At 46.9% G+C, this 17,321-nt stretch carries 17 protein-coding genes; 1 reads left to right on the top strand and 16 read right to left on the bottom strand.

The window, feature by feature from the left end; translation table 11 throughout:
* The 6 genes from H7R76_RS08735 to H7R76_RS08710 are packed head-to-tail and all read right to left on the bottom strand — an operon-like array spanning nt 1 to nt 6,016.
* Nucleotides 1-426 (bottom strand): hypothetical protein, encoded by a 426-nt coding sequence (locus H7R76_RS08735; RefSeq protein ID WP_182930355.1) that lies wholly within the window; start codon nt 424-426, stop codon nt 1-3.
* 9 nt (nt 427-435) lie between these two features.
* Nucleotides 436-1,197, bottom strand: a complete 762-nt coding sequence (locus tag H7R76_RS08730) for a class I SAM-dependent methyltransferase (protein ID WP_182930354.1) — start codon at nt 1,195-1,197, stop codon at nt 436-438.
* Nucleotides 1,198-1,204: 7 nt separating this feature from the next.
* The gene (locus H7R76_RS08725) at nt 1,205-2,413 is read right to left on the bottom strand and encodes an ABC transporter ATP-binding protein (protein WP_182930353.1); all 1,209 of its coding nucleotides are present in this window, start codon (nt 2,411-2,413) and stop codon (nt 1,205-1,207) included.
* Complete coding sequence (locus tag H7R76_RS08720) at nt 2,403-3,197, bottom strand: ABC transporter permease (protein WP_182930352.1); 795 nt, start codon at nt 3,195-3,197, stop codon at nt 2,403-2,405. Before H7R76_RS08720 ends, H7R76_RS08725 begins: the two co-directional genes overlap by 11 nt.
* Entirely contained in the window at nt 3,197-4,576 is a 1,380-nt protein-coding gene (cpsG, locus tag H7R76_RS08715; RefSeq protein WP_182967537.1) for a phosphomannomutase CpsG, read from the bottom strand. Before cpsG ends, H7R76_RS08720 begins: the two co-directional genes overlap by 1 nt.
* Nucleotides 4,577-4,600: 24 nt before the next feature.
* Nucleotides 4,601-6,016 (bottom strand): mannose-1-phosphate guanylyltransferase/mannose-6-phosphate isomerase, encoded by a 1,416-nt coding sequence (locus tag H7R76_RS08710; protein WP_106929552.1) that lies wholly within the window; start codon nt 6,014-6,016, stop codon nt 4,601-4,603.
* Nucleotides 6,017-6,224: 208 nt separating this feature from the next.
* Here H7R76_RS08710 and H7R76_RS08705 point away from each other — a divergent pair, with 208 nt between their 5' ends.
* A complete protein-coding gene (locus H7R76_RS08705; protein WP_182930037.1) occupies nt 6,225-7,205 on the top strand; it encodes an IS5-like element ISKpn26 family transposase in 981 nt (326 codons plus the stop codon).
* Between the two features lie 200 nt (nt 7,206-7,405).
* Here H7R76_RS08705 and H7R76_RS08700 read toward each other — a convergent pair whose 3' ends face one another.
* From H7R76_RS08700 to wzc, 10 genes are all read right to left on the bottom strand, one after another.
* On the bottom strand, nt 7,406-7,885 hold the full coding sequence (locus tag H7R76_RS08700; RefSeq protein ID WP_182930345.1) for a GDP-mannose mannosyl hydrolase: 480 nt from the start codon (nt 7,883-7,885) through the stop codon (nt 7,406-7,408).
* Entirely contained in the window at nt 7,885-8,853 is a 969-nt protein-coding gene (gene fcl, locus H7R76_RS08695; RefSeq protein WP_182967535.1) for a GDP-L-fucose synthase, read from the bottom strand. The genes H7R76_RS08700 and fcl overlap by 1 nt, the downstream gene beginning before the upstream one ends.
* A gap of 2 nt (nt 8,854-8,855) precedes the next feature.
* Entirely contained in the window at nt 8,856-9,977 is a 1,122-nt protein-coding gene (gmd, locus tag H7R76_RS08690) for a GDP-mannose 4,6-dehydratase (RefSeq protein WP_106929528.1), read from the bottom strand.
* A gap of 24 nt (nt 9,978-10,001) precedes the next feature.
* On the bottom strand, nt 10,002-10,556 hold the full coding sequence (gene wcaF, locus H7R76_RS08685; protein ID WP_182967533.1) for a colanic acid biosynthesis acetyltransferase WcaF: 555 nt from the start codon (nt 10,554-10,556) through the stop codon (nt 10,002-10,004).
* 9 nt (nt 10,557-10,565) lie between these two features.
* Nucleotides 10,566-11,312 (bottom strand): colanic acid biosynthesis glycosyltransferase WcaE, encoded by a 747-nt coding sequence (gene wcaE / locus H7R76_RS08680; protein WP_182930342.1) that lies wholly within the window; start codon nt 11,310-11,312, stop codon nt 10,566-10,568.
* Between the two features lie 8 nt (nt 11,313-11,320).
* On the bottom strand, nt 11,321-12,544 hold the full coding sequence (wcaD, locus tag H7R76_RS08675; protein ID WP_182967531.1) for a colanic acid polymerase WcaD: 1,224 nt from the start codon (nt 12,542-12,544) through the stop codon (nt 11,321-11,323).
* Nucleotides 12,519-13,736, bottom strand: coding sequence for a colanic acid biosynthesis glycosyltransferase WcaC (gene wcaC, locus H7R76_RS08670; protein WP_182967529.1), 1,218 nt, complete (start codon nt 13,734-13,736; stop codon nt 12,519-12,521). The genes wcaD and wcaC overlap by 26 nt, the downstream gene beginning before the upstream one ends.
* On the bottom strand, nt 13,733-14,224 hold the full coding sequence (gene wcaB / locus H7R76_RS08665; RefSeq protein WP_106929519.1) for a colanic acid biosynthesis acetyltransferase WcaB: 492 nt from the start codon (nt 14,222-14,224) through the stop codon (nt 13,733-13,735). The genes wcaC and wcaB overlap by 4 nt, the downstream gene beginning before the upstream one ends.
* Complete coding sequence (gene wcaA, locus H7R76_RS08660) at nt 14,224-15,066, bottom strand: colanic acid biosynthesis glycosyltransferase WcaA (RefSeq protein WP_106929517.1); 843 nt, start codon at nt 15,064-15,066, stop codon at nt 14,224-14,226. The genes wcaB and wcaA overlap by 1 nt, the downstream gene beginning before the upstream one ends.
* Nucleotides 15,067-15,156: 90 nt before the next feature.
* Entirely contained in the window at nt 15,157-17,319 is a 2,163-nt protein-coding gene (wzc, locus tag H7R76_RS08655; protein ID WP_182967527.1) for a tyrosine-protein kinase Wzc, read from the bottom strand.
* Nucleotides 17,320-17,321: the final 2 nt, after the last annotated feature.

The raw sequence follows: 17,321 nt of genomic DNA, 5'->3' as shown, positions 1-17,321 counted from the left end.
TCAGCCTCTCATTCGGTTATAAATTTTTCGAGCAAGATCGAGCAGAAACTTATTGTTCCGTAGCAATCTAAATACCATATATTTTGGAATACCTTTCACTTTAACTTTAGATGCTGGATGGAACGCTAATAGCAAGGTATAAACAGCTGGTTTTTTTATGTATTTACCTATTAATGCAATTCCCTTAATAGAGTCAGGCGCATTTTTAAAGATCAAAATAGATAAAATCTGCTTGTAGTTAGTTTCATTGTGCACACATAAACTAATCAACTGATTTATATCAAAGGAATTATACTTAAATAAAAACCGGTGTTCCTGTGGTAATTTACTTATTATATTTCTCTCGAATAATAACCTTGCTTTTCTTGCATTATAAATCGATGCAATGACCTTATTATTTATTTCACTCAGTTTATCTTCGTTCATATAATGTCCCTACTTCTTAGCGGTGACTTCCATTTCCCGACAAAGGCCATTTTTCCTATTGTCGACAATAAGAGTGACATCGTGGAAACCAGCCTTGATGAGGAGCTCAGTTAATGATGCAAAAGAATACATGTTGTAGTGGAAATCACCTTCATAATCTTGTGCACCAAAAGTAACTTTTCTCAAATCATCAAATGACATTTCACCATTATTAAAATCTTTGATCATACTTACCGCGTCAGGTAGTACGACACGAATAATGCCACCCTCCTGCAATTTAGACTTCCAGTGGGGTAAAATTTTTCGCAGTAATTCAAACTCTGTAAAATGTTCAACTAAATGAGACGAGAATATTTCCTCCAGACAATTATCATCAAAAGGCAACTCGCTCGCTTCGCATGTTACATCGACACCAGGCAAGGCCCTTGCATCCACATTGATGTAACCTTCAGGTTGAATATGACCACAGCCAATATTTATCTTACGCAACCCATGTTCTTTGTACTTTTCATCAGAAATGATCTTAGTTTCAATTTTACGCACATTTTTGTCTTTGAACGTGTCATTTTTAACTCTCATTTCGAATAAGAGCTCTTCACGCACAAATTCAATTCGATTGACAAGACCATCTGTTTTTAAGTCTTGAGCATCCAGTCCGGTCTTTAAATTAGCGACTTTCTCGTCAAGTCGAATAATCGAATCAGTGATATGATTTAATTTATTAGTGAAATCATTTAATCTATTTTTTGCTTTCTGAACAATATTAAACATTTTACTCTCACTTAGTATAAACCGAACATTCGTTATTTAGCCAAGCACTTCCAACAAACACTTTGCCAGGGGCTATTACATTAAAACTACCAATACCATCTAGCCAGTGATACGATTCTTCATAATGATCTCTCTCCTTATGAAGAGCTGCTGAAATGCTATATTCACCAATGCCAATATTCATGTTCAGCTTGAATTTAATAACTTTAGTCCCTATGCCAGCCAGATCTATACCATGTGCTAACGTATTTGTACCAAAGACTATATTGCCTAAACGGTCCCTAATGTGAAAACCTAATGTCAAACCTGAAGATACTTCATAATTTGTGACAGTAAAACATAAGGAACACAGATCCGCTACTTCGACAATATCTGTTTTAGTCCCATTCTCTTTTTCAAGATAAAAGCCGTCAATAATAGCTTTTTTATTACCTGACTCTGATTTTCCTTTCTCAAGTCTTATATTGTTATCATCAGCGGTCTTCGATAATTTTGCATTATACAAATTCATTATATCGGTTGGAGCGCCGTCAGCAACAATCGTGCCTTTATCTAACAAAATTGCTCTGGAACAAATATTAGCAATAGCAGCCTGGTCATGGGATACAATTAATAACGTAGTCCCTTTCTCTTTAAACTTACGGATTCTATTAAAACATTTCGACTGGAAATAAGCATCACCAACTGATAACGCTTCATCCACAATTAAAAGTTCAGGACGTACGGCTGTTGCAACTGCAAAAGCAAGTCTAATCTGCATACCAGATGAATAAGTTCGCACAGGTTGGTCAATATAATCACCGATCTCCGCAAACTCTTCTATCTGTGGCATTATTTCAGCAAGCTGGGAAGTATTAAGTCCCATTAGCTGGCCTGACATGAAAACATTATCCCTACCGGTAAAATCAGGATGAAATCCCATCCCAAGTTCCAGCAACGCGGCAACACGACCATTTACATTAACAACGCCAGTCGTAGCATTGGTCGTACCGGTAATGATTTTAAGTAGTGTGCTTTTCCCAGCACCATTCATGCCTAAAATACCAACTGACTCGCCAGCACAAACTTTAAACGATATGTTTGACAGGATATTAATATCTTTATGATATTTTTTTTTACCTAATGTAAGCCATTCAATTAGTCGATGCTTTTTATTGCTGTAACTTTTATATGTTTTGCTAACTTTTTCAACTGTAATAATAGTATTAGAGTTCATCGACTATTTCACCCGAATGCTTATGATAAAGATAATAGCCAATTACACTAAAGATAATAGCTAATATAGATACCAGTATTAAATTAGACCAATCTGGTGCCTTATGATAAACGAAAATATTCTGGTAACCTGTAATCAACCCTGTCATTGGATTTAAATATAACCATTTACGAGCCCACTCAGGTATAATCGTAATAAGATAAATTACAGGAGTGAACCAGAACCAGAACTGCAGCAGTATCCCCATTAATTGACCAACATCACGGAAAAATACATTCAATACGCCTAATGTCATTCCCAATCCTAGTGCAAATACAATTTGTATCACGAGAAGTGGGATGATATACAGGAATGCAATTCCAGGAAAGTTTCCGGTAACAATCAAAAAGATGATATACAGTGAAAAGATTATTAAAAAATTCAAGAACGCGACACCAATGCTTATTATTGGCAAACATATTCTTGGAAAGTTAATCTTTTTTAAATAATTCCCATTATCTACAAATACATTTATAAGACGACTTAATAGCTCTGAGAAAAATCCCCAAGTCAGAAGGCCTGCACATAGATATATGCTATATGCAAATGAGCCAGAACTATTAGGCATCCTGGCTTTCATGACTTCTGAAAAAATCACTGTATAAACAATAATCATGGAAAGTGGCTGTAAAACTAGCCACACAGCACCCAGCATACTCGTTTGATACCGGCTTTTAAAATCCCTTTTGATGCTGTTAAATATAAAATCTTTATATTTCAGTGCCGCAAGTACGGAGTTCAACATTAGTCAAACCCTCTAATAATGCTTACTACCTCAGCGGTCTTGTCTTTCATCAAGCCATGATCACCACAACTTTCAACATTAATGCGCAGAACCGGTTCAGTGTTTGATGTTCGAACGTTAAGTCTCCAACCATCAAATTCAAGCGTTAAGCCATCGATACGATTTTCGTTCTTAATAATAGAAGAATATGTATCTTTAATTTTTTTGATGATTTCATTTGAATTTTTAACTTTAAAATTCAATTCACCACTACAAGGATAGGCTGCAATTCTGTCATTAACCAATGATGCCAGGCTAGCATTTGAAATAGAGAGCATTTCAATAACTAATAACCACGGGATCATTCCGCTATCACAGTAAGCAAAATCGCGAAAATAGTGATGAGCACTCATTTCACCACCATAAACCGCATCTTCCTGGCGCATACGTTCTTTAATAAATGCATGGCCAGTTTTCGACATAATCGGAACACCACCAGACTTGGTTATAATATCAATAGTATTCCATGTCAGTCGTGGATCATGAATTATTTTGGCACCCGTTTCTTTTTTGAGGAATGCCTCACCAAGAAGACCTACTATGTAATATCCTTCGATGAACTGACCGTCACCATCAAATAAGAAACAGCGATCAAAATCGCCATCAAACGCAATACCTAAATCAGCATTGTGTTTTATTACAGCATCAGAGGTATCTTGTCGACATTCCGGTAGTAATGGATTAGGAATGCTATTTGGGAATGTACCATCAGGTTGATGGTGAACTTTTATAAAAGTAACAGGAACATTTGACTCATTGAAACGCTTTTCAATAGCATCAATTACATGCCCAGCAGCGCCATTACCGGAGTTGACAACCAATTTCATTGGGCGTTTGAAATTAGCAAAATCGATATATCCCATTAAATGATTGATATAATCTTCAAGTATATCAATTTTTTTATAATTGCCTCGATTCAATGGTTCAACAGGGGGAAATTCATTCGCCTCAGCGAGAAACTGGATGTCTCTTAAACCCGTGTCACCACTTATTGGTTTTGCATCCTCGCGAACCAACTTCATGCCATTGTAATCCATAGGATTATGACTTGCTGTAACCTCAATCCCACCATCAACTTTGAGATGGAATGTTGCAAAGTATATTTCTTCGGTTCCGCTTAAGCCAATATCATAAACATTTGTACCCGCATCCATCAGACCATTTGCTAACGCGAGTTTGAGGCTTTCACTTGTTAATCTAACATCACCACCAACTACAATAGTTTTTGGTTTTAGCATTTCACCATATGCACGACCAATACGGTATGCTATATCTTCGTTTAATTCTTCGCCTAACTTCCCACGAATATCATAGGCTTTAAAGCATGTCAGTTTGGACATATGTCACATTCACCTTTGCAAATATTAGCAACGACCATATTGGTCTTTAATACGAATAATGTCATCATCGCCCAAATAAGAACCAGACTGAATTTCGAGTAATTCTAATGGTATTTTGCCTGGATTCTCGAGACGATGGTGTGCCCCAATAGGAATAAAGGTGGACTGGTTTTCAGTTAACAAGAATTTTTGGTCTTTAATTGTAACTTCACCGGTCCCGGATAATACGACCCAGTGTTCGGTACGATGGTGGTGCATTTGCATCGAAAAAGCCGCACCGGGTTTGACCGTAATTCGGTTTACATTAAAACGCTCGGTCTGAACAACGACATCGCACCGTCCCCATGGGCGATAAATTTCACGGTGGCGTTTATATTCACTACGGCAATTCGCTTTTAAATACTCAACAACTTTTTTAACATCCTGAACCTGATTTTTATCTACAACTAACACTGCATCTTTTGTATTTATGATAACCAGATTATCTACACCTACAGCTGCAACGAGTTTTTCATCAGTATTGATGTAGCAGTTATTCGCATTATGAAGATATGTGTCACCTGTAAGTACATTTCCCTTACTATCCTTAGGACTCACTTCCCAAAGTGCGGACCAGGAACCAACATCACTCCATTCAGCATCCAAACCGACAACAACTGCATCGGTCGTTTTTTCCATTACGGCGTAATCGATCGAATCATCAGGGCACGCAATAAAAAGCTCTTTATCAATTTTGATAAACTCATCGCCATCCTTTCCTTTCTTAATTGCCGCTTTGCAAGCATTAAGAATGTCAGGGCGGAACTTCTCTAGTTCTTCGAGATAGCGTTTGGCGCGGAACATAAACATACCACTGTTCCAATAATATTCCCCTGAGGCAACGTATTCTTCAGCGGTTTCTTTATTGGGTTTTTCAACAAAACGACTAACCTGGTACGCTACATCATTATTAATGACTTCTTGCTGGCCACGCTGGATGTATCCATAACCGGTTTCAGCGCCAGTCGGTACAATACCAAACGTCACTAGTTGTCCACGATTAGCGAATGTTAATGCTGATTCAACCGCCTGATGAAACGCTGCTTTATTATTAATGATGTGATCGGCAGCTAAAACCAGGAGTATTGGATCCTCATTTGTCGTAATTGCATTCAACGCGGCTAATGCGATTGCCGGTGCTGTATTTCTACCCACAGGTTCTAAGATGATATTCTGCGATAACTTATTGAGTTGTCGTAACTGCTCTGCCACCAGAAAACGGTGTTCTTCGTTACAGATAACCACAGGTTCCAGGGCATCAACATCGTCCAGGCGGAGTACCGTTTCCTGAAGCATTGATTGTTTTCCGTACAAGCGCAGAAACTGCTTCGGGTACAGCTCTCGTGACATCGGCCACAAACGACTACCGGTACCACCGGCCATAATCACTGGAAGTAACATTTTAATTCCTTAATATTTCACAGCTATCTGAACTGCAGCTCACGAGAAATGGGCACGCTACCGCCCCTGGCTCAACAGCTACCAGAACACTAGAATTTTTGAAATGTATTGTAACTCTGACGATTTTATCACTAAGCTAAGGAAGGTGCGAACAAGTTCCTGATATGAGATCATCATGTTCATCCGGAGCGCATCCCAGAGGGACATCATGAGCCATCAACTCACCTTCGCCGATAGTGAATTCAGCACTAAGCGCCGTCAGACCCGAAAAGAGATTTTCCTCTCCCGCATGGAGCATATTCTGCCATGGCAGAATATGACCGCTGTCATCGAGCCGTTTTATCCCAAGGCGGGCAATGGCCGACGGCCCTATCCGCTGGAGACCATGCTGCGTATTCACTGCATGCAGCATTGGTACAACCTGAGCGACGGTGCCATGGAAGATGCCCTGTACGAAATCGCCTCCATGCGCCTGTTTGCCCGATTATCCCTGGATAGCGCCCTGCCGGATCGCACCACCATCATGAATTTCCGCCACCTGCTCGAGCAGCATCAACTGGCCCGTCAATTGTTCAAGACCATCAATCGCTGGCTGGCCGAAGCAGGCGTCATGATGACCCAAGGCACTTTGGTGGATGCCACCATCATTGAGGCACCCAGCTCTACCAAGAACAAAGAGCAGCAACGCGATCCGGAGATGCATCAGACCAAGAAAGGCAATCAGTGGCACTTTGGCATGAAGGCCCACATTGGTGTCGATGCCAAGAGTGGCCTGACCCACAGCCTGGTCACCACCGCGGCCAACGAGCATGACCTCAATCAGCTGAGTAATCTGCTTCATGGAGAGGAGCAATTTGTCTCAGCCGATGCCGGCTACCAAGGAGCGCCACAGCGCGAGGAGCTGGCCGAGGTGGATGTGGACTGGCTGATCGCCGAGCGTCCCGGCAAGGTAAAAACCTTGAAGCAGCATCCGCGCAAGAACAAAACGGCCATCAACATCGAATACATGAAAGCCAGCATCCGTGCCAAGGTGGAGCACCCGTTTCGCATCATCAAGCGGCAGTTCGGCTTCGTGAAAGCCAGATACAAGGGGCTGCTGAAAAATGATAACCAACTGGCGATGTTATTCACCCTGGCCAACCTGTTTCGGGTGGACCAAATGATACGTCAGTGGGAGAGATCTCACTAAAAACCGGAAATAACGCCAGAAATGGCGGAAAAAATAGCCTAAATAGGCTGATTCGATGTGTTTGCGGGAAAAAAATCGGCCCAGATCCGCGAAATTTTAATCAGCGAGTCAGCTTTGGAAGAAATGACCTGCTTATTCGCACCTTCCCTTGCCGATCCCAGTAAGTTCCGGTGAATAATTGATGCCATACACAAGAATCTTCATAGTCCAAATACCTGATGCTGAAGATTTTTATCAAAATAGGCCCGCGTATTCTCATGAACGTTCTCATCGGTAAGCAACTCTGCGGCAGTCATCCACCGCCATGAATCATGCTGACCCGACGGAAAGTACCTCTGTCCGGTATTAATTTTAAGACGAAAGCCAAGCACAATATAATGAGTAGTAAACTCAGAAGAAGAAAAATTATCATTATAAAAATGCTGCCATACCCCAAAAAAATTTCCATCTAAAATAGAAAATCTTTGATTTAATTCCTCTTCGGCAAGACGAGTGAAGGCAAAACTTAGATCTTCATCTTTTAACACTCTACCGCCAGGAACAAACCAATACCCTTGAGCAGGTCTATTTTTTCTTCGGCCAACAAGAAATTCTCCTTGTTCATTTTCAAGAATAAAATCAATTGAAATAAGAGGGGTTTTTCTGACAACCTGTGAAAACTCTTCTGGATTAAGAAACATTACTCCCCCCTTAATTGATGCTGATTATCAAGGAACCATCGGTAGGTTAAGATGAGCCCCTGTTCAAGAGCAATCTCATGATGCCAACCCAATTTTCTAAGACGGCTAACATCAAGTAGTTTACGTGGCGTGCCATCAGGCTTAGAAGGATCAAATTTAATTTCACCTTGAAATCCTACTACTTTCGCAATGGTGTCCGCGAGTTCGCGGATCGTACAATCTTCGCCAGTGCCAACATTTACATGTGACAACATCGGATTTGTTTGTTCCTGCCAAACTTCATCATCAAGTTCCATAACGTGAATACTTGCTGCCGCCATATCGTCAACATGCAAAAATTCACGCATTGGTTTTCCACTTCCCCAAACCACCACGGTCTTATCGTTACGGTACACCGCGTCATGAAAACGACGTAATAGTGCAGGAATCACATGAGAATTATGTAAGTGGAAGTTATCATTTTGCCCATACAGATTTGTTGGCATCACCGAGCGATAATCTCGACCATATTGGCGATTGTATGATTCACATAATTTTATCCCGGCAATTTTAGCAATTGCATAAGGCTCATTTGTGGGTTCTAACGTTCCTTGTAGAAGTTCGCTCTCCTTGATCGGCTGCTCCGCAAATTTAGGATAAATACATGAAGAACCAAGAAAAAGAAGTTTCTGAACATTAAAACTATGCGCCGCATGGATAATATTATTTTCCATCATCATATTTTCATAGATGAAATCTGACGGATAAGTATTATTAGCCATAATCCCACCCACCTTTGCCGCTGCAAGGTATATTTCATCCAACTGTTCGCTCGCGAAAAACTCATTCACAGCGCGGGTATCCAATAGATTAAGTTGCTCACGACTGCGTACAACAAGCTCTATATCTTCACGTTCAGAAAGTTGTCGATAAATAGCAGATCCCACCATGCCGCGATGACCAGCGATATAAACACGTTTCTTATTCATAATCAGCTCCCTACCGCAATCGCAACGTCATAACCATGTGACTTTAAGAGTGAGTATTTCTTCGCCGCCTCAAGATCCTTAGCCACCATTTCAGACACCATTTCCTGCACGGTCGTTTCCGGCTTCCAGCCCAGCTTCTCATGCGCTTTGGTTGGGTCGCCGAGCAGGGTTTCCACTTCCGCCGGACGGAAGTAGCGTGGATCGACCGCCACCATCACATCACCCGGCTTCACGCCCGGCGCATCATGGCCAGTCACGGAAACCACGATGCCTTTCTCTTCAACGCCCTTCCCTTCGAAGCGCAGTTTGATGCCCAGCTGAGCCGCCGCCATTTCGACAAACTGACGTACCGAATACTGCACGCCGGTGGCAATCACGAAATCTTCCGGATGGTCCTGCTGCAGCATCATCCACTGCATTTTGACGTAGTCTTTCGCGTGGCCCCAGTCACGCAGGGAATCCATGTTGCCGAGGTACAGACACTTCTCCAGACCCTGAGCAATGTTGGCAATCGCGCGGGTGATTTTGCGGGTGACGAAGGTTTCGCCGCGGCGCGAAGATTCATGGTTAAACAGAATGCCGTTACAGGCGTACATGCCGTAGGATTCACGGTAGTTGACGGTGATCCAGTAGGCATACAGTTTGGCCACGGCATACGGCGAGCGCGGATAAAACGGCGTGGTCTCTTTCTGCGGAATTTCCTGCACCAGGCCATACAGCTCAGAGGTTGACGCCTGATAGAAACGGGTTTTCTTCTCCAGCCCCAGGAAGCGAATCGCCTCCAGCAGGCGCAGCGTTCCCATGGCATCCACATCGGCAGTATATTCCGGAGACTCGAACGACACGGCGACGTGGCTCATCGCCCCGAGGTTATAGACTTCATCCGGCTGTACTTCTTGCAAAATACGCGTCAGGTTGGAGCTGTCGGTTAAATCGCCGTAGTGCAGATGGAACTTCGGATTGCTGCTGTGCGGATCCTGATAGATGTGATCGACACGTTCGGTATTAAAGGAGGAAGCACGGCGCTTGATCCCGTGAACTTCATAGCCTTTCTCCAGCAGCAGTTCCGCCAGATAAGAACCGTCTTGCCCCGTTACGCCGGTAATAAGTGCAACTTTTGACATGCTATTTTCCTCAATTTGTCCCGTTTAGGGATTCACTTTCTCTACGCGCTCACGCGTAACCACTGCGGGATTGCCACGGCAAATCGTATTTGCCGGTAGCGATTTAAATACGCTGCTGCGGGCACCGACGATCGTGCCATGGCCAATCGTTATACCGGGTGCGACAAAAACATCCGTTGCCAGCCAGCATTTTTCACCGACCACAATTGGCGCAGCGTTAATATCAAAATGCACGCTTTGATAATCATGACTGCCGGTGCATAAATAACATTTTTGCGATACGACCGAATTTGCCCCAAGGGTAATGTTCCCAAGGGTATATAACACCGCGTCATCCCCCACCCAAGCGTAATCACCAATGGTTAATTTCCACGGATAGGTAATTTTCACCGACGGGCGAATCACTACGTTTTTTCCTATTTTCGCGCCAAACAGGCGTAATAAAAATGCACGCCAGCGATACAGAATCTGTGGCGACCACGCAAATAATGTTGCCTGTACCGCCCACCAGATTTGAACTTTAATGCCCCCGGCACCGCGAAAACCTTTCGGTACTGAAAATCCTGATAATTCCTGCATCCTGACCCCTTATGCTTTGTGATATAAGGCTTTGGTTTTACCGGTCGTGCGCAGGCGTAATAAATATGATAATTCCGTCAACAGCGTCGGCATTCGCAATATATCGCGCTGTACCTTTTTGGCATCCTGGCACAGTTGCATATTATTCGTGGTGGAAACACCGCCCATGGAAAATTCGGACACCAGCCCTTTAATACGCTTAAAGGTATAGCCTGATTTATACATCCGGGCAGCCAGCGCATAGTCAGAAGAAACGCGGTACTGCACATCGTACGGATAATGTTGTAAGCCACGCAGCGGGAAGAAAATCGCCTGATGGCTCGCCGGTAGGCTGTGATAAATGTACCAGCCGCGCTTTGCGCTGCGCCGGATACGATGACCGTCGCCGAAGTCCAGCATCGCGTCGCCGAGGTACATCGCATCATCGTTTTTAGCGCGCAGCTGGCGGACAAACTGCGAAACGTCAGGATGGAAACTGTCGCCGGAGTTCAGGAACAGAACAAACTTGCCCTGCGCCATGCGGATGCCTTTATTCATCGCATCGTACAGCCCTTTATCCGGCTCGCTGACGTAGCGTAATCGGTACTGGCCATTGCGTTTCTCAAGAAATTCCGCCGTCCCGTCCTGTGAGCCACCGTCGACGACAATCCACTCAAAGGTGAGGCTCGGATCGTTCGCCAGATGCGCCAGCGAACGCCAGGTTTTGACCACTCCGTCTACGTTACGAAACGCCACGGTTACCACGCTCAACAACATGTTTCACCTCATCGACTGTCGGCAATATTCAGCGCTTTACGCAGAATAAAAGGACAAACAATTAAAAATGCATATTCCGGGCTAAATATCGAACCGGTAAAAAACAACGATATCGGCGTAAAAAGATACAGCTGCACAGAAAAATTACGATTATTCCCAAATGCGTTAATGAACATTTTAAAGACGTAATATAGATAACCGGCAGTTAATACCACAGCAAACCAGGAAAAATAAATCATTAACAGATACAGACCATTGTCTATGGTTTTACCGACATCCGCACCGTTAAATATTCCGAATGATGCCACATATTCGTAAAGTGAACCAAAACGCACAACCCCATCAACGCTGGTTAATGAATAGCCGACCATCACCAGCGGACCTATAATACGATAATATGACGATGATCCTTCCGTGCCCAAATCGCCAATACGTTCCGCAAGATACGGGAACGCAAATACCAGGCCGATAAAAAACGCCCCTAATGAGATAATCGCCAGCGGTAACTTTTTCTTAATCGCCTCTTTGTTCAGATACTGAAAAGCCCACTCAAGCAGGTAAAACAGAATAAATGTCATTACCCCTGAAAAGGACCCGGAAAGAATTATCCCTGCCAGAATCATAGCATCAGACTTTGGCGTTTTGATACCAAACTGTTTGATGCAGAGCCAAATTGAGATTAATGCCAGAGCGAAGAATGCGGGTTCAAAATATAGCGCAGTGGTTCGCTTTCCGCCGAATTTGATAAAATTCAGAACATAGCTATTGCTGTAAATAAGATATTTGGAAATTGTCGCAATCAGGCTGCTGCCGCCGGTTAAAATAATCTGCGCCATCTCCAGCGCCGCCAGCATCACCACCAGGGTAATCACCACGTAAAAGAAGCGCAGAATTTTGCGGTGGTTATGCGGTGAAATGGTTTTAAAGCGAATGCTCCAGACCATACCGATGATAATCACGATATAGACAAACAGCATCGTCGACGTGACGTACTTACCGGGATCCAGCGATTGGCCAAAGGCGTAGTTGAACAGCGTGAGCGCGACGCCGATACCAAGGGCAATCATCAGCTTTTTGAGATTGATGCGCTCAACAAACAGCAGCAGCAGCGCCGGCAGAAAGGTCACGATGGTAATCGGGAAGCTTTCCCCGAGCTGCGCCAGCTTGACGTTGACCAGCAGGTAAATAAGCGGCAGCAGCAGATAGCTACAGATTCTGATAGAACGAGACATATTCCTCCAGCATCTGTTGTCCGCTATAGGCCTTGCGGCTGCGCGTGCTAAAGTTTTCCAGTGACGTGCCAAAGATGGATTCGGCGATCTCCGCTTTCGGCTGCTGCACCAGCGTCAGTACGTCGGTCTCATCCACCGTTCGGCCACCGGATTTCGCCAGCACCTCTTTTGCCGCCTCGCTGTGGGTGGCAATCACCGGCACGCCGATGGACAGTGCTTCGCACAGAATCAGCGGGTAGTTATCCACCCGCGAACTGAACAGCAGTGCGTCCAGTGGATTCAGTTCACTCATTAGCTGACGCTTATCGGTCAGAAAGCCGTGGTTCACCACGTTACTGCCGGAAAACGGCGAGAATTTGCCGAAGGTATGCACCTCGACCTTGTCGCCAAGGGCGATGATGTCACGCACCAGCTGCTGGTTCGTTTTACCGTCATAACGCAGATCGTGGGCCACCACGGCGATTTTAGGACGCGATGAATGGCGTTTTACCGGCGTCAGCTCGGCCAGAATGGCCTCAGTGGCAACATCGATACCGTTATTAATAATCTGGCAGCGCCCGATACCGTAGAGGCCGTTAAATGCATCGGCAACGTGCTGGCTGGGCGAAATAAAGCGGCAGCCGAGCGCCAGCATCTGGCGGAATAGCCGGCGTTTTTCCTCTACCTGCTGATGCGCACGGTCGACCTTCACCGGCGGATAGTTGCCGAGCGTCGGGCACTTCTGACAGCCGGTTTTCCAGCCATCACAACCATCGGTAAACGCGCAGCGCCCCGTAACGCTCCAGTGATCGTGCAACGTCCAGATAAGCGTGACATCGCGTTTATGCGCCCTCAACCGGGTGCAGAAGTTCACCACCTCCGCCAGATTCAGCCAGTAGCTGTGCATCACGTGAAAATGCAGCACCACCGGCCCTTCGATTTCGCTCACCTGGCGATACAGATTGTTCAGGTTGCCGAACAGATCGCGGTTAAACAAACGGAACAGCGCCAGATTCGCCATCGACGTTAGTCGCCCGGTCTGCTTGACCACCTGCGGATAACAATCGTGGCTCACGCTCTTTTTGCCGCCCTTGCCGTAACCGTAGATAAATTTCGACGCCAGCCCCTGGCGCAGCGCGCGCTGATGCAAATCCAGCGCTACGCCCGCCGCACCGCCTTCGGCCAGGCGGACGTTAAATTGCATAATTTTCATTTGATGACCTTGACTCGCGCTTTTTCGCCGGTAACCAGCGCGTGGTCGGGAATGTCGTCCAGCACGACGCTCCCCGCGCCAATAGTGACGTGATTGCCAACGGTGATGCCACCAATGATGACCACGTTGGCCCCCAGCTCGACGCCGTTGCCGAGCGTCGGACAGGCCAGGCTTCCCGGACCTCGATTGCCGAGGGTGACGCCATGGCGGATGGTGAAATCGTCGCCGGCCACGACGTTTTTATTGATAACCACCGCGTAGCCATGGTGGATGGTGAAACGTCGGCCGATGGTCGCTGCCGCCTGAATTTCGTAACCAAACACACATTCGGTTATCAGCCGATACAGCACCAGCACCGGCGCGGCCCACAGGTTGTTGAGGATGTTTTTTTTGCGCCACACCGAGCAAAAGTGGGCGATGCGATAGGCGATAACCATGCCGCACGGGCGCAGGCTCCAGCCGTTTGCGCGTAAATCTTCCAGTAGCATTATTTACTCCGCAGTCCGTCAACCCAGCGCTTTCCGTTACGTACCGACAGCAGCGTCAAAAACGTTTTCCATGTCATGCGTTTATTACGAATCTGATACAGCGTAAACAGCTGATATTTCTTGCTGGCGCGGTCAAACCTGGCTTTGTGTTTGCGGTAGAAACGGAAGTAGCCCGAGAACTTCTTCGGCGAAGAGGTAATCTGCATTTCGCCGTGATTAATGTGCAAAATCTGCGTTGCCGCTTCAATTTTCCACGGCTCGCCGTAGGCCATGACCATGCGCAGAAAGATGTCATAGTCCTGCGCCGCCTTGAGTTCAGTATCAAAAAGGCTCTCTTTAAAACGCCAGGCCCAGCTAAACACCTGATTACCTACGATGTTGCGCTTATAGAACAGCTGACGGGAGAACGGCGACTTGGGGTACAGCGGCAGGCTGGCCGGCTGCGAGTAAACTTCGCCTTCGCAGACGTAGTCATTGGCATATAAAAACGCGTGATTCATCAGCTGATGCTTATGCTCAAGGAACAGCGACAGTCGGTTCGGCGTCCATTCATCATCGTCGTCGATGCCGGTAATAAACTGCCCTTTGGCCTGCAGAATTGCCTGATTGCGCACCGCGCAGGCGCCGCTGTTAATGGCGTTACGCGTATACTGCACGCGGCTATCGTTTAGCCCGTCAACGTATTGCTGGAGCTGCTCATACTGGCTGGAACAATCATCGACGATAATCATTTCCCAATGGGGGTAGTCCTGGCGGAGAACCGATTTGATGGCGCGAATCGCCAGCTGCTGTCGGTTCCAGGTCGGCATATAGATAGAGATCAACGGGTTGTCTATTGTCATGGTATATCCCTGAATAGGCAGTTGAGCGGTTATTCCCCTCACCCTGGCCCTCCCTCCACAGGGGTAAGGGTCGGGATGAGAGGGAAAAGACTATTTCGAATCCGACTGATACTCATACTCGTAGTAGCCGTAATCCTGATAACCGGTGGCACGGCGGAAGATCGAGTTAAGAATCACCCCTTTTACGACAATGCCGTTTTGCTCAAAGCGGCTCAGGCTGGTCTCCACCTCTTTCAGCGTGTTTACCGCGTAGCGCGTCACCATCAGCGTGGTGCCCGCATGGCGGCCCACGATAGCGGCATCGGTTACGGCAAGAATCGGTGGGGTATCAATCAGCACCAGATCGTAGTTCGCACTCGCCCATTTCAGCAGTTCGCTAAAACGCTCGGCCATCAGCAGTTCAGACGGATTCGGCGGGATCTGTCCACGCGGCACGAGGTCAAGATTTGTGACCGCGGTTTTCTTCACGCAGTGCTCAATCGCCGTTTTGCCCACCAGCACCTCTGAAAGGCCGTTATCATTAGCGGTGCCAAGCAGCTCGTGGGCGTACCCTTTACGCATATCGCAGTCGATCATCAGTACCCGTTTATGGGTCTGGCTAATGACCGCCGCCAGGTTGGCGCAGACGAAGGTTTTACCGATAGACGGGCTGACCCCGGTCATCATCAGCACGTTGTTAGACGCCTGCATCATGGCGAAATGCAGACTGGTACGCAGGCTGCGGATGGCCTCAATCGCCAGATCGGTCGGGTTGCCCACCGCCAGCAGTTGGCTTTGTTTGTAGCGCTTCACGCCGTTCACGCTTTTGACGCTATCGCGCGATTTCTGCCATTCCGAGAGCGGGATGCTCGCATAGACGTTGATACCGCGCTCTTCCAGCGCCTGCGGGCTTTCAATCCCTCGGTTAAACAACGAGCGCAGCAGTACGCCGACAATCGACAGCATCAGGCCGAGAATAATACTGCCCAGAACGATCAGCGCTTTCTTCGGCTTCACAACCCCCGGCTGAGCGATCGCCGGATCGACGATGCGCACATCGCCGACGGTGCTGGCGCGGGTGATTTTCAACTCCTGCTGTTTATTCAGCAGCTGCATATAAACCTGTTGACCAGACTCGACGTCGCGGGTCAGGCGTACGATTTCCTGCTGGGTTTTCGGCATCGCCGTCACCCGTTTGCTCAGCTTCGCCTTTTCTTCTTCCAGCGCACGGCGCTTTTCCAGCAAAGTACGGTAGGCCGGGTGAATACGGGTATAAAGCTTGGAGATTTCCGCTTCGCGGAAGGTCAGTTCGTTCAGTTGGGCATCGATGTTAACCATCGAGTCCAGCACCGACTTCGCTTCCAGCGGCAGGTCAACGGAGTCTTTCTGCTGACGGTAGGCGTTGAGCTTGTTCTCCGCGACATCCAGCTGACTGCGCACCTGCGGCAGCTGGACTTCAAGGAACTCGAGACTTTTGGCCGCTTCTTCCGATTTACGTGCCACGTTTTGCGCGACATAGTTATGGGCGATGGTGTTGAGGATGTCGCGGATCCGATCCTTATCCTCCCCCACCATCGTCAGCGTCAACACGCCGGAATCTTTGCCATCTTCCGTCACGCTCAGGCTGTTTTGCAGCGTGTTAATCATCCCCAGCGTGGAGTACTTAGTGACGGTAAAACGCGCGCCCTCACGGGCGGTAATCCCGGCGACTACCAGCGATACGCCATCTTTATTTAACGCTTCCCCCACTTTGCCCTCTACGCTAAAGCCGTCATCATTGCTCAAGCGGTAGGCGGTGGGGCTCAGGACTTCCAGCGTAAACGTGCTGTCGGCCATCGCGACCGGACGATTGAAGGTCGTGACTTTCACCGTCTCATTCTGGCGTCCCATCAACCGCTCCCACCCGGCCCCGATGACAGGCAAGGTGTTCTTGCTGACTGCGATGTCCAGATCCAGATCGTCAACGGTTTTGCCCAGCACCAGGCGGGAGGTAATCATCTGGATTTCCGCCTCAGAGGCCGGGGGTTTGCTGGTCAGCGCGTTGCTGATATCCTGCACCAGCGCGCTGCCCTGATTTTGTTCAATACGCACCAGCGCATCGGCGCTGTAAATCGGCGTCGCGAACAGGGTGTAGATAATCGCCGCCACGGCAAACGCCGCGGTAACGCCAATAACCCACCACTTTCCCTCAACAACGGTGCCCACCAGGCGGCCAATATCAATCTCATCACCGCCCGAAGCCGGCGGACTTATCTGTTTTACTTTATCTGTCATGG

Origin of the sequence: Klebsiella sp. WP8-S18-ESBL-06, from assembly GCF_014169755.1 — a bacterium.
GTDB classification, from domain to species: Bacteria; Pseudomonadota; Gammaproteobacteria; order Enterobacterales; family Enterobacteriaceae; genus Kluyvera; species Kluyvera ascorbata_B.
Note: the sequence above shows the minus strand (reverse complement) of the source record. Positions and strands in the feature narration are given on the sequence as shown.